Raw genomic sequence first — 12,558 nt, forward strand, 5'->3', positions numbered from 1 at the left:
CCCGCCTTTGTCGGCGGAATTTTACTATGTAGCTTGGTCAGTTACCCTTAAGTCGCCAGCCGAATGATCAACTGTCCCGGCCCGGCGATCACCTCGATCTTCTGCCCGGTCGTAAAGACCAGCGCTTCCAGCCAGCGGCCTTTAATGGTCAGCTATGGCAGTGGGTTCGGCTGGCCTTTATTAGGCCGGTATCCCACTTTGTAATAATGCGACTGCGATCCGCTGGCGGCGGGCCTGGCGGGCGGCATTGCCGGAGACAGCGCGGGTAGTACGGTGGCGGGCGCGCAGGCGGGTAAAAATGCGCTGGAAAACAATAGTCTTCTCCTGCCAAGGCCTGTGCCGGTACCCGTTCCGGGACTACCATTGAGCCCGGGTGATAAGGCAGTTCTGAATGCGAATAACAAAATTGCATCGGAACTGGATAAGACTCTGAAAGGGTCAGGAACTGAGACGGATACGCCACCGATTACGGATGGTCGTGCAATCGTTGAAGCGCGTGATGAGGCTGCCAAATTGCGCGATCCAAATGTGGCGAAGAATCAGCAGCATCAGGATGGCGCTGGTAACAGAACTGAAACGTTGCCGGTTAATGATGACCTGACGGGTGGTAAGCTGGTCAACCCGGCGCACGATCAAAATAAAGGAACTTCACTGGTCACGCCGGATCGGTCTGGTGAGCAGGGACCAAGCAATACCGGGAATACGGATGGTCTGCCGGATACGGGAGGCAATACCACGGTAACGCCGATTCCCACACAGAATAAGGATGATTTGGCTTATCTGGCTGAAGGGGATAAGCCTGCAAATCTTTCTCCTGAAGGGGCTGGTCGCTCAGGTGCTTTCAATGAGGCGAAGAGACAATCTGGTATACCAGTGAGTCAAAGCCCCAATAAGGTATCCCCGAATATAGACAAGCGTGGTAATCCTCAACCAGGTTTTATCTATGAATTTATAGTTCAAAAACCGGGAGGAGGTACGCAAAAAGTTTATATAAGAGATGATGCAGGAGGCCATTTCTTTGGAGTCGATGATCCTCAAAATCGAGGTTCACATTTTAACGATCCTGCAGGTAACCACTATGACTACTGATGTTTTTATTAGATATGCTGAAGATATAAATGAAAAAAATGAAATCACCGATTTCAATTTATTTTCAATAAGCGGAAAAGATATCTCGGCAGTGAGCTGGGAATTACCCAATGCGCCACTAAAAAATTTTGGTGAGGGTTTATTGAGGGGAATGTTAAAAAATTATTCTTCAGGTCTTAGCGATGAAGCTATATACACATTTGTCGTTTTATCAGCAGAGCAACCTGATAACGCAATTGTTAACCACAGAAAAACTTGGGGTTTACTTAATGTTAGAGGCGTTAAAGTTAATGGGGTTTGTGAAAGAAAAGATTTGATAGTTAAAGGAAATGAAGGCTTGATTCTTTCCGGCCTAGGTTCTGTCAAATTAAATAGCGTGGGAGTAATTGAAAGCTTAATTAATAGCGGTGAGAAGGTGTTTTTTTCAACCATCCAATCAACTAATGTGAATATGACTGATTCCATACCGAGGCAGATAACAGAATGGATGAGTAATATCTGGATAAATAATGGTGTGGTTTTTTTTGCATTGGGGCGTTATGACGAACCGGATTGTGAAATCGTTGCTTTAGGCCAAAAAAGAAACCTGCAAAAACTTAAGTATACCTAGCGTTAAGGCGGTGGACATCGACAGGACACAAGGGCAGACTGCGGCGACGAAAACAGCCATTAATAAGCTGAAGATGATAATGCCAGAGCAGAAGAAGGATGCACACGTGAAGTGGCAGTATACCGGGCGCGGGCGGTAACCTGAACACCACCGCCATCAGCGCGGCGACGGCGGCGATACAGGGGCTGGCGGGCGGAAACGTAGCGCAGGCCTTGAGCGGCGCGGCGGCGCCGTACCTGGCGGAACAGATACATAAGCTGACGGAAGGCAACCCGCAAGCCAACCTGATGGCGCATGCTGTAGTTGGCGCAGTAGTGGCGCAGGCATCTGGTAACTCAGCGCTGGGCGGAGCGGCAGGTGCCGCGACCGCCTCCGCCGCAACTTCCGTGATAGCGAAAACGCTGTACGGTACGGATGACTATAGCAAACTGGATGAGGCGCAAAAGCAGACCATATCAACTCTGAGTACGCTGGCAAGTGGGCTGGCGGGCGGGCTTGCCGGAGACAGTGGAGCTTCAGCTGTTGCAGGGGCTCAGGCAGGAAAAAATACTTCTGAGAACAACGACATGTTCAATCTACCGTCAGGGTTGAACAGTTATGGTAGTGCAGCCTCAACGCTTGGGACGTCAATGGAAGGTGCAGGAGCGACACCGAAAGAGATCAACGCGGCAATGAGTAAAAATGTTAAAGGTGATATGCCTGAAGGGGCAAATATAACCAAAGTTATCGTAAACGGTTATAAAGATGGTGTGTTGATTGCGGGTGCGTGGTATTTAGGCCCGGCGGCGTCGATAGGTAAGGTCGTGGGTGGTGCAGTAATCGCAGAAATAGCGAACGGGACATATCAGTGGTTTGATATAAACAGTGTCAAGAACCAGAGCTTGCCTGAAAACCAGCAAAAAACCTGGGATTACTGGGGCAGTGCTTCTGCGGCAGTAACGGGGGGATTGGCTCCGGGGCGCGGGGTATGGCAGAACGTGGGTATAGCCGCAGGTGGTACAATATTCACAGATGGAGCAGATGCGGTTGCCGTTAGTGGCTCAGTAGTCGGAGCTGCAGCCGGTGGCTTTTTTGGAAAATATGCTCCTATTGGAGTAGACAAAGTAATTGGTGGGAATAATATCCCTGACTTTATATATGATGTGATCGGATCTGGCGGCTCTGAAGTTATCAATGGTTTTACTAAAGAAGCATTAAAAACGCCGGTAGATAGCCAGGGTAAACAAGGGGCTGAGAAAAATGAAAAGTTACATTAAACTATTAATTTACTCATGTATTTTTTGCTGTGTTGTCTACTTTATTTTAACCGGAGGGATGGCATTATTTATATACCTGACAAAGAATTATTTTTTCTACCCACTGGAACAAATAAAAAGAACATTTTTTTTTGGTACAATATCAGGAGTAACCATAACAGTCGCTGCTTTTGTATTTAATAAAATTGGTGAGCATAAAACCCGTAAATCTCCCCCATCCAATCCTGATTGATCCTGATAAAATCCTGACCGGTATCACACTGAGTCGGGATTTTTACTTTATAACTAGTTTGTTACCTTAAGGCGTCTGCCACTCAATTATCCCTTCCGGGATCTCCAGTGGTCGCTTCTGCAACGTGGCAAGAATATAGTCCTGTATTAGGCCCACATTCAGTTCCAGTTGGTGATATTATCGGGGCTGCAGGAGGAGGATTTATTAGCAATGCTGTTAAGGATAGAGTTAATGAGAAGAAAAAATAAGCCGACAGTAGGCTTACTAATTTTAAGCATTTCATACATGGTTTTTTGCTGTTTGATCTTTTTCTCTCTGGCTCAGGTAATGGTAGAACTCATAATGACCGATAAGGTAAGTTTTGAGCGATCAGATATTGAGCATGTTGTGGTCGTAAGTGTTATTGCAGGAACAGCAGCGGCTCTTAGATCATGGATCTTCGCTAAAATAGATGAGCGAAAAGCCAGAAAATCCCACCTATCAGATTCAGAATAAACAAAAAAACTGGTCGAATTTAGCCGGAATTTTTTTACAGCAGTTAAGGAAGGACTTGATTCGTTCTGTCGGCCAAATCCCAGCAGCGTGCTGATGGCAATCGTTTCGGCGCAGAGCCAGCAGCATACAAATGGAGCAGGCAGTAAAAGGAAACCGTGCCGGTTAATGATGACCTGACGGGTGGTAAGCTGGTCAATCCGGCTTAGGATGAAAAGAAAGGAGCGTCGCTGGTTACGCTGGATCGGTCTGTTGAGAAGGGAGCAGGCCATACCGGATATACCGGAGGTGCGCCGGGTACGGCGGGCAATACCACGGTTACGCCGCTTCCTGAGCAGAATAAGGACGATCTGGCTTATCTGGCTGAAGGGGACAAGCCTGCAAATCTTTCTCCTCAAGGGGCTGGTCGCTCAGGTGCTTTTAATGAGGCGAAGAGGCAGTCAGGTATACCTGTATCAAAACATCCGGATAGAGTAACTCCTAATTATGATCGCCGTGGTAAGTTACAGCCAGGTAAAAAACATGAGTTTGATACACGAGATGAAAATGGAAATATCAAAACTATAATTATTAGAGATGATGCTAAAGGCCATTTTTTGGTGATAATGACCCCCAAAATAGAGGTCCGCATTTTAATGACGATTTAGGTAACCATTATGACTATTAAATACAAGGTAAGAGCTTCAGATAGCATCAAGAAAGGTAATGATGTTATCTGCTTTGATTAAATCAATGAATTAACTAATGACTATAAGGCTACCAGTCTTGAAATAAATGCCAGTGATAGAAATGATGGCTATTTTCAGATTTTTAGTGACATGCTGAAGTGGTTGGGTTACTCATCTGAAAAAAATTACTCTATTTTTATGGTGAATTAGCGCCCTGGTTAGATGATACTAAAATAAATCGGCATAAAGGGTTTTGGGGTTTGAAACCATATGGTTGTAAGAATTATAGCTTCCTTAAGGAAAGAAAAAATGTCTTTTTAATCAGAGATAAAAAAATAAAGCTGTGCGGATTTGTTAAGTTGGAGTTTGAAAATTTATCTGACATGATTATGACGACATCGTACAAGGATAAAAGTTTTTATTTTCTTGTTGCTGACTCATGTTTTGATGAGGATTGTTTTGTTTCGGCTATACAAAAAAACTCGTTTGGGAAAGTTATGGATTATATTCTATCACAAGGTTCAGTAGTATTTATTCTCTTAGGTGGTGAGGATTTTAAGTCTTCCGAAATTGTTATGATTGGTGACGTAGATAAAATTATTCCATAAAGGCCGTGGTGGTAATTTTTCAGTTTTAACATGAATTTGAACGTATATCGGGGACTGCAACCTGACGCTGACCTCGGAGCAGGACAGCGACCGCTACGACAGCAAGCAGCAGAACGCCAGTGCGGGCGGCAGCTTTACCTTCGGCTCGATGACCGGGTCGGCAAGCGTGAACCTCAGCCAGGACAAAATGCACAGCAACTGGCAGAGCGTGGCCGAACAGACGGGCATCTTTGCCGGTCAGGGCGGCTTTGACGTGACGGCCGGTGAGCACACCCAGCTTAACGGTGCGGTCATCAGCTCCACCGCCAGCGCGGATAAAAACCGGCTCGACACCGGCACGCTGGGCTTCAGCAACATTGAGAACCACGCGGACTACAAAACCGAACACCAGAGCGCGGGGATGAGCACCGGCGGCAGCATCGGCAGCCAGTTTGAGGGCAACATGGCGAACGGCCTGCTGGCGGGGCTGAGCGGCAGCGGGAGCGCCTCGTCGGTGACGAAGGCGGCGGTAAGCGACGGTACGATGGTTATCCGGGATAAGGCGAAGCAGACGCAAGACGTGTCGGCGCTGAGCCGGGATGCAGAGGGTGCGAATCCGGGGCTGGAAAAAATCTTCGATAAGGATAAAGAGCAGCGCCGGATGGAGACGGCGCAGCTCATCGGGGAAACCGGCAGCCAGGCGGGGGACATCGCGCGGACGCAGGGCGGGATAGCGGCGACAAAGGCCGCTACTGAGAAGATGAAAAACATCTCGCCGGAGCAGAAGACGGAAGCCGAGGCGCAGTGGCGGAAGGCGAATCCGGGCCTGGAGCCTACAACTGCCGACATCACGGGTCAGGTGTATCAGACGCTGTACAACCGGGCGATGCCGGACAGCGGAATGGGAACCGGCGGGGCAGTGCAGCAGGGCATCAGCGCGGCGACGGCGGCGATACAGGGCCTGGCGGGGGGCAACATCGCCCAGGCCGTGAGCGGGGCGGCGGCGCCGTACCTGGCGGAACAGATACACACGCTGACGACCACGAAAGGCCCGGACGGCAGGGACGTGGTGAACGTTCAGGCAAACCTGATGGCGCACGCGGTGGTGGGCGCGGTGACCGCATACGCATCGGGCAACGCGGCACTGGCGGGTGCTTCGGGCGCGGCGATGGGCGAGTACATCGCGCAGCAGATGTATCCGGGGGTCAGGCGCGAGGACCTGAGTGAGGAGCAGCGGCAGACCATAAGCGCGCTGGGGACGCTGGCGGCGGGCCTGGCGGGCGGCATTGCCGGAGACAGCGCGGGCGGTGCGGTGGCGGGTGCGCAGGCAGGACAGAATGCGCTCGAGTTCAACTCGCTGAGCGGTGACCAGGCGCGGGCAACGGCGAAACAGGCCGCTGAATCCCTGAAGAATCAGGTCAGGGAAAAGCTGGGTGAGGGTACAACGTCTTCCATCGCCAACGGCATTATCAATGCTCTTGCCGATACCGGTGATGCGGCATTAGGTGGAGCGGATTACGCTGCTGACGCAGCAATGGCGCTGGCCTCATGTGCTACCGGAGACAGTTACTGCGGTACGGCGCTTAATGACCTGGCCGGTAAAAATCAGGCGGTGGCAGACAGCGTTAAGGCGCTGATGAGCAGTGATACCTGGTCTGCGGTAAAAGACACGGTTGTGCAGGCATCGGAAGGTAATCAGGCGGCGCTGGAAGCGACTGGCGGGATGCTGGCCGGGATTATATTGCCGGGTAAAAAAGCCCCACATGTGCCTAATGCTGGAGCCGTAGGAAATATCGGCGAGTTTTTTAAACAGTCTGGCTTTGGCAGCGAAATTAAAGAATTATCTAAGAAAACTAGTAAGCAATATCAGGGGCAAGCTGTCTATAAAGCAAATAAATCGGTCGGTGATTATATTAAAAAGGGTGATCAATTTTACCTAGATGCTAAACATAAAGATCATATTGAGGTTTTTGATAGTACAGGGACAAAAGTAAAAGCAGTCCTTAATCTTGATGGTTCGTTTAATGATGCAAAAACTAAGGCAGCAAGAGCTGAAGGACGGAGGTTACCCAAATGATTGATATTAGTATGCTGGATAAATTCAAAGATGCTTATCTGGAGTTATTAAAACAGAGATCATCAGAAGAGCTTGATGCAGACGATATTTACTTATCAGAAGATTATTCAATTGTTGAAAGTATTCAGAGAGATATAAATAATCTTAACTTGACAATTGAACTTTTTTTTAATGCGAAAGAAAATAATGACGAGTTAGCAATACAGGCAGCGTTGCTACGTATATCAACTTTCTTATCAGGAATATATGGCGTTTTTTATCAGGCAGGGGAGGATGTTGATAGATTTACCCTGCTTCCAAACACAGAAGATTTTCCTGAAAACTATAAGATCCCAGAGCATTACAACTATCCTGTTAAATAGTAAAAACCCCAGCCAACTGGTTGGGGTTTTTACTTTATAAGTCAGCCAGTTATCCTTCAGTCGCCAGTCGGATGATCAGCTGCCCCGGCCCGGTGATCACTTCTATCTTTTGCCCGGTCGTAAAGCCCAGCGCTTCCAGCCAGCGGCCTTTAATGGTGAGCTGTGGCAGCGGGTTCGGCTGGCCTTTATTAGGCCGGTATCCCACTTTGTAATAATGCGGCTGCGATCCGCTGGCGGCGGTTGTGGGTGTGCGGGTATCTGGCTTATGATGCGTGTCAGCCATAATCAACTCCTCATCAGTTGGTTGTGGTCAGCGGGCTGTTGGTGGTGACACACCTTCAGTCCGCGCTAAAAAATCTCTGGTTGCGCTCTTCCTTTTCCGTTTTATCCTGTTTAAATATACACCTTCCGCCGGGTAAACTCGCTGAAAGCGAAGTAGTAAACTGCGAGCCGTCTCTGAAAACGGATTCTTTTTTTCCGGTCTGCATTTTGCTTATCCCTTCTTCATATCGCCTTACGGAATATTCTTTCCCGGCGGAATGTCACACTATGATTCCGCATTAACCAGCCTTCATTCTGTCTTACTGATTACGCCTTGCCTCCACTAAAGTCGGTAATAAAGATTGCGACGTGACGCAGCTGTAACATGACTGCCCATAAGCACATCCGGCAGAAGGGAGCATTGACAGCCTCCATTGGCAGTCAGTTTCAGGTCAGCATTTTTGAATAAGTGCAGGTGTAACTCTCCAATTGCTATTTCCCATACAGGTCAATTTAAATAGATCTGTAACTCAGAGTCTGAATAAAGGGGAACCTTGCGGTCAGATTGAGAATCCGTGTTAATAGACGGTATAAAACTGTGTGGTTTTCTGGATGTATTAGCGATAATATTTTCGGTGGTTTTATTTTTTTTTTTTTTTTTTTTTTGTGTGGCGATGTGGTCTTGATACCTCTGATTATTTTTGCTCTAATAGTGCCATGGGTATTGATTAATAAATAAAGTACATCAGTAATTTAAGTGGAAGAATTTCTTACCTAACTCAAATTAAATTGCTGTAATAAATTTTAAAGAGTGGAGTTCAAACGCCACATTTTCCACAGGTCAGCCTGTTTTAAAACATCCGGGTATAAACAGATGCACTCCGATCCTGTCTGAGCATAAGGCGCGGAGCGCTACAGGAAATTCCTGGCCGCTACAGGCGGATTGATAAAACGATAACCAGTCCGTCGGGTATGGGTGATTCAGGGAACGAAGTCCTGCGATAAGCGCAGGGAAATAATGTTAAATTATGAAAAGGAATTAACCACATGACCTCTAAATTAACGATGCTGGCATTACTGTGTGGCGGTATGTTCGTGGGCAGCAATGCGCTGGCTGATAATCACACTGTCTCGATCGGCTATGCTCAAAGCAAAGTTGATGACTTCAAAAACATTCGCGGTGTCAATGTTCAGTATCGCTATGAGTGGGACTCTCCTCTCAGCGTGATTGGTTCGTTCAGCTATCTGAAAGGCGATCAAAGTTTTTCTGAGCGCGAAGATTTTTATGGCGATGTCAGCGGGTATGACGGTAAAACTAAAGTGAAATATTATTCACTGATGGCTGGTCCGGCATATCGTATCAATGACTATGTCAGCTTCTATGGATTGATCGGTGTTGCTCATACCAAAGTGGATGAGAACGTGACTTATCTCGGAGCGTATTCCGAAGATTATAGCGAAAATAAATCCTCTTTTGCCTATGGCGCAGGTATTGTCGTGAATCCAGTCAGTAACCTCTCTGTGAGTGTTGGCTATGAAGGTACTCGCGTGAAATATAACGAAGAGGTTGCTATAAATGGTTTCAACATCGGTATCGGCTACCGTTTCTGATTTAACGCTAAAATCTGCAACCCTGATCATCTGGTCAGGGTTGTTTTTTTCGGCCTGTGAAGGGTAATGTTTAATGAATCTCAGTTCTTAGTTAGTTGTCAGATAGATACCTTATTCTATTTTTCCCGCAGGATTAATAAAGTTTTTGCACAATGATTTGGTCAGCCATTTTGTTTAATAGTTGCATCGCTCCATAAACGCTGTGCAACGCAACAGGTACCCGGCTCTGACATCATTAAAATAATCCCATTTTTATTAAAGTTTAATCAAGGAAGATAAAAAGTGGCGGAAAAAATCATCATTTCCGGATTGATAGCACTATTATTAAGTGGTTGCACTGCAGGTTTCAGACCTTCTCTGAATGATTATAAAGGACAGGATGCGGCCCGGATTCGTGTCGGTTCAGAGGGTAATACGGCTCTTCAGTTCTTTGAGAAGCAGGATTCAGGTTGCTATAAAAAAGTAGGTAATGCTTCCAATTAGTAGAACATATACTTTTCGATGAATGAGCCGATGACTTTTTCGTGGATTTCGATGGAGCGTGAGAAGCAAATCGTTTTGCGGGCCAGACGCTTAATCCGGGTGCGGAGTGCCAGGTTGTTACGCTCAATGCGTTGCGTAAAAATCTTGCCCGTCAGGTGCTTCTCCTTCGGGACTTCTCTGGCATAGCTTCCCCAGTTGTCACTGGTTATCATACCAATGCTGAACGGTGTTAACAGAGCCAATAGCTCCCTGCAGGTCTCATTTGTACGCGGACCGAAGGTGTAGGCCAGTACGCCGCCTGTTTTGGTGTTGTAAGCGTACCATAGCCAGTGTTGTAGGGCTTTACTGCCAACAAAGGCCCACTGCTCATCGAGTTCACAGATAAGCGCTACGTCGGCATGAGCGACCGGAGAAGAGGTAATCCGGCGGGGTGTCAGTTTTTTAAAGCCCGAATGACTGTGTTGATACCGATTTTTAGTGTTCTGGCGGTATCTCGGATACCTGACCCGTTATGAGTCATATCAATGATTTGCTCTTTGACTCCCGGTTTTCTGGCTTCATAGCGATAAGAAAGCTGGAATACACGGTGACAACACTGGCAGCGGAATCTCTCACGTTTAGTCGGGCTGAGTCCATGTCGGTAAACTTCATCTGAATTACAGCGGGGGCAGTGGACTGTTACGGTAGCCATGAAAACACCTCAAATAACGGCAGGATATCATAAGATCCAACCATTCAGAGGCATTACCGAAAAAACCATACCCGTTGTTATAAAAAGTATTTTTAAAAAATAAGATTTACAATATAATGTTACCTACTTGCGTCATGGACTCCCAAGGCAATCAAGCGAAATATTAAATATCATCTTTATTAACTCAGGAGGAGTTACAGTGTCTTTTAAAAAATTTAAATTAACCCTTGTTATATGCATCCTTGCGTCATTAATTTCTGGTTGTAGTTTACTAAAAGGCTTTAAGGTTCGACAACCAACAACCTATAAAGAGCCAACTGTTTTATCAGATGTTTCCAGAGTTCGATTTATTGGTAATGTTACCGGAACAGGCGTCAGACCTTTCGGATCTGAATATTATGACGGACTCGTTTACCATGGCGTCTGGGGGCATTATAACTCAACAAAAGACATTGGCATGCCGAAAATATCATATAGAAAATCGGATTATGAAGGGTATTATTACGAAGTTTATGTGAAATCGGGCAGAGCCAGATTCCTCATCAAAACAGATGCAACCTTAATGGGTACTTGCATGGCGATGTTCGAAGTTAAATTAGAAGCAGGAAAAGACTATGAATTTAATTACGATCCACACGCAAGTCGCGACTCCTGCATTCTTCATGCAAATGAAATAGTTAAAGATGAGAAGATGGGAGCTTACACGCTGAAAAAGATAGAGACGAAAGATGTTTATGGAAAGGGTGATTGGTAAGCCATAACTAACCTGAAAGGAAGCGCGATAAAAATGAAGACCAGACAGCTCATTAAAAAACTATTTATCTTTATTTTCGTTATCTTTTTAACGGGGTGCATAAGTGATGGTAGTTCATCTTATGAGAAATCTCTTTCGGAAATAACACTGAAAAATCACCGCCAATATTTTGTGATTGGAAAAACCACAAAGAGGGATGCATTTCAAGTTTTAGGCCCTCCACAGCAAGAAACAAATAAGGAAAATGGAGAGACAGAGTGGCACTATTTTTATAATAAAGAATCCGTTTATGTTCCAGTCATTGCACCGCTCCCTATTAATTTGAGCGAGTCAAAAAGAATATCATTACTATTTAATAGTAAAGAGGTTTTAAAAGATGTGAGTTTTGTAGAAAAGTAATTCTCAGAGTGTATCCTTATTCAGGCGAGTCCTATCTTCGCCTGAACATTCTTACGAATGTCCAGGCGAGAAATTTTTATGTCATTCCGAAACTGGTCATATTATCATCAGCACGGAAAAAGTATTTTATAATGAGAAGAAACAGTAGTCTGGAGCCAAAGTCCCACTTTAAACTATAACTCTCGGTAATGCTTCCAATTAGTAGAACATATACTTTTCGATGAATGAGCCGATGACTTTTTCGTGGATTTCGATGGAGCGTGAGAAGCAAATCGTTTTGCGGGCCAGACGCTTAATCCGGGTGCGGAGTGCCAGGTTGTTACGCTCAATGCGTTGCGTAAAAATCTTGCCCGTCAGGTGCTTCTCCTTCGGGACTTCTCTGGCATAGCTTCCCCAGTTGTCACTGGTTATCATACCAATGCTGAACGGTGTTAACAGAGCCAATAGCTCCCTGCAGGTCTCATTTGTACGCGGACCGAAGGTGTAGGCCAGTACGCCGCCTGTTTTGGTGTTGTAAGCGTACCATAGCCAGTGTTGTAGGGCTTTACTGCCAACAAAGGCCCACTGCTCATCGAGTTCACAGATAAGCGCTACGTCGGCATGAGCGACCGGAGAAGAGGTAATCCGGCGGGGTGTCAGTTTTTTAAAGCCCGAATGACTGTGTTGATACCGATTTTTAGTGTTCTGGCGGTATCTCGGATACCTGACCCGTTATGAGTCATATCAATGATTTGCTCTTTGACTCCCGGTTTTCTGGCTTCATAGCGATAAGAAAGCTGGAATACACGGTGACAACACTGGCAGCGGAATCTCTCACGTTTAGTCGGGCTGAGTCCATGTCGGTAAACTTCATCTGAATTACAGCGGGGGCAGTGGACTGTTACGGTAGCCATGAAAACACCTCAAATAACGGCAGGATATCATAAGATCCAACCATTCAGAGGCATTACCAAAAAGTACTGGAACGCCGTATTACTTCTGGCTTT

13 protein-coding genes and 2 pseudogenes are annotated in these 12,558 nt (G+C 46.3%); 11 read left to right on the forward strand and 4 right to left on the reverse strand.

Annotated elements, in window-relative coordinates; all coding sequences use genetic code 11:
• Positions 1-47 precede the first annotated feature (47 nt).
• Positions 48-248, reverse strand: a pseudogene (locus AB1748_RS08830) (SymE family type I addiction module toxin).
• Here AB1748_RS08830 and AB1748_RS08835 point away from each other — a divergent pair.
• From AB1748_RS08835 to AB1748_RS08865, 7 genes and pseudogenes are all read left to right on the forward strand, one after another.
• Positions 247-1,089, forward strand: coding sequence for an HNH/endonuclease VII fold putative polymorphic toxin (locus AB1748_RS08835; protein ID WP_367396330.1), 843 nt, complete (start codon positions 247-249; stop codon positions 1,087-1,089). The pseudogene AB1748_RS08830 and the gene AB1748_RS08835 sit on opposite strands and share 2 nt — an antisense overlap.
• Positions 1,079-1,699 (forward strand): hypothetical protein, encoded by a 621-nt coding sequence (locus AB1748_RS08840; protein WP_367396256.1) that lies wholly within the window; start codon positions 1,079-1,081, stop codon positions 1,697-1,699. Before AB1748_RS08835 ends, AB1748_RS08840 begins: the two co-directional genes overlap by 11 nt.
• A gap of 212 nt (positions 1,700-1,911) precedes the next feature.
• The gene (locus AB1748_RS08845; protein WP_367396257.1) at positions 1,912-2,955 is read left to right on the forward strand and encodes a VENN motif pre-toxin domain-containing protein; all 1,044 of its coding nucleotides are present in this window, start codon (positions 1,912-1,914) and stop codon (positions 2,953-2,955) included.
• 463 nt (positions 2,956-3,418) lie between these two features.
• Positions 3,419-3,682: a hypothetical protein gene (locus tag AB1748_RS08850; protein WP_128086896.1), complete on the forward strand. Its 264-nt coding sequence runs from the start codon at positions 3,419-3,421 to the stop codon at positions 3,680-3,682.
• Positions 3,683-4,607: 925 nt separating this feature from the next.
• Positions 4,608-4,955, forward strand: coding sequence for a hypothetical protein (locus AB1748_RS08855; protein WP_367396258.1), 348 nt, complete (start codon positions 4,608-4,610; stop codon positions 4,953-4,955).
• Positions 4,956-5,013: 58 nt separating this feature from the next.
• Positions 5,014-6,348 (forward strand): annotated as a pseudogene (locus AB1748_RS08860) (VENN motif pre-toxin domain-containing protein); the annotation flags it as partial.
• A gap of 659 nt (positions 6,349-7,007) precedes the next feature.
• Positions 7,008-7,373 carry a hypothetical protein gene (locus AB1748_RS08865; protein ID WP_182505102.1) on the forward strand — a complete coding sequence of 122 codons (366 nt, stop codon included), beginning with the start codon at positions 7,008-7,010 and terminating at the stop codon, positions 7,371-7,373.
• Between the two features lie 49 nt (positions 7,374-7,422).
• Here AB1748_RS08865 and AB1748_RS08870 read toward each other — a convergent pair whose 3' ends face one another.
• On the reverse strand, positions 7,423-7,656 hold the full coding sequence (locus AB1748_RS08870) for a SymE family type I addiction module toxin (RefSeq protein ID WP_367396259.1): 234 nt from the start codon (positions 7,654-7,656) through the stop codon (positions 7,423-7,425).
• 1,025 nt (positions 7,657-8,681) lie between these two features.
• Here AB1748_RS08870 and AB1748_RS08875 point away from each other — a divergent pair.
• The gene (locus tag AB1748_RS08875) at positions 8,682-9,245 is read left to right on the forward strand and encodes an Ail/Lom family outer membrane beta-barrel protein (RefSeq protein ID WP_293769524.1); all 564 of its coding nucleotides are present in this window, start codon (positions 8,682-8,684) and stop codon (positions 9,243-9,245) included.
• Between the two features lie 282 nt (positions 9,246-9,527).
• On the forward strand, positions 9,528-9,728 hold the full coding sequence (locus AB1748_RS08880; protein ID WP_293769526.1) for a hypothetical protein: 201 nt from the start codon (positions 9,528-9,530) through the stop codon (positions 9,726-9,728).
• Here AB1748_RS08880 and AB1748_RS08885 read toward each other — a convergent pair.
• A protein-coding gene (locus tag AB1748_RS08885; protein WP_140917190.1) for an IS1 family transposase occupies positions 9,725-10,419 on the reverse strand; the annotation gives its coding sequence in 2 pieces (ribosomal slippage) (positions 9,725-10,176 and positions 10,176-10,419; 696 coding nt in all). The genes AB1748_RS08880 and AB1748_RS08885 overlap by 4 nt on opposite strands.
• Before the next feature lie 199 nt (positions 10,420-10,618).
• Between AB1748_RS08885 and AB1748_RS08890 the strand changes: the two genes are divergently transcribed.
• A complete protein-coding gene (locus tag AB1748_RS08890) occupies positions 10,619-11,173 on the forward strand; it encodes a hypothetical protein (RefSeq protein WP_367396260.1) in 555 nt (184 codons plus the stop codon).
• A 33-nt stretch (positions 11,174-11,206) separates the two neighbouring features.
• Positions 11,207-11,572: a hypothetical protein gene (locus AB1748_RS08895; protein WP_128086981.1), complete on the forward strand. Its 366-nt coding sequence runs from the start codon at positions 11,207-11,209 to the stop codon at positions 11,570-11,572.
• Positions 11,573-11,770: 198 nt separating this feature from the next.
• On the opposite strand, the gene AB1748_RS08900 is transcribed toward AB1748_RS08895, so the two are convergent.
• Positions 11,771-12,465, reverse strand: a protein-coding gene (locus tag AB1748_RS08900; protein ID WP_140917190.1) for an IS1 family transposase whose coding sequence is annotated in 2 segments (ribosomal slippage) — positions 11,771-12,222 and positions 12,222-12,465 — 696 coding nt in all. Because the reading frame shifts where the segments join, the coding sequence is not laid out codon by codon here.
• Between the last annotated feature and the right edge of the window lie 93 nt (positions 12,466-12,558).

The organism is Pantoea sp. Ep11b (genome assembly GCF_040783975.1).
GTDB lineage: Bacteria > Pseudomonadota > Gammaproteobacteria > Enterobacterales > Enterobacteriaceae > Pantoea.

Coding starts and splice junctions, on each gene's coding strand:
- AB1748_RS08865 (WP_182505102.1), top strand. CDS start 7,008: ATGATTGATATTAGTATGCTGGATAAATTCAAAGATGCTTATCTGGAG.
- AB1748_RS08875 (WP_293769524.1), top strand. CDS start 8,682: ATGACCTCTAAATTAACGATGCTGGCATTACTGTGTGGCGGTATGTTC.
- AB1748_RS08870 (WP_367396259.1), bottom strand. CDS start 7,656: ATGGCTGACACGCATCATAAGCCAGATACCCGCACACCCACAACCGCC.
- AB1748_RS08840 (WP_367396256.1), top strand. CDS start 1,079: ATGACTACTGATGTTTTTATTAGATATGCTGAAGATATAAATGAAAAA.
- AB1748_RS08895 (WP_128086981.1), top strand. CDS start 11,207: ATGAAGACCAGACAGCTCATTAAAAAACTATTTATCTTTATTTTCGTT.
- AB1748_RS08850 (WP_128086896.1), top strand. CDS start 3,419: ATGAGAAGAAAAAATAAGCCGACAGTAGGCTTACTAATTTTAAGCATT.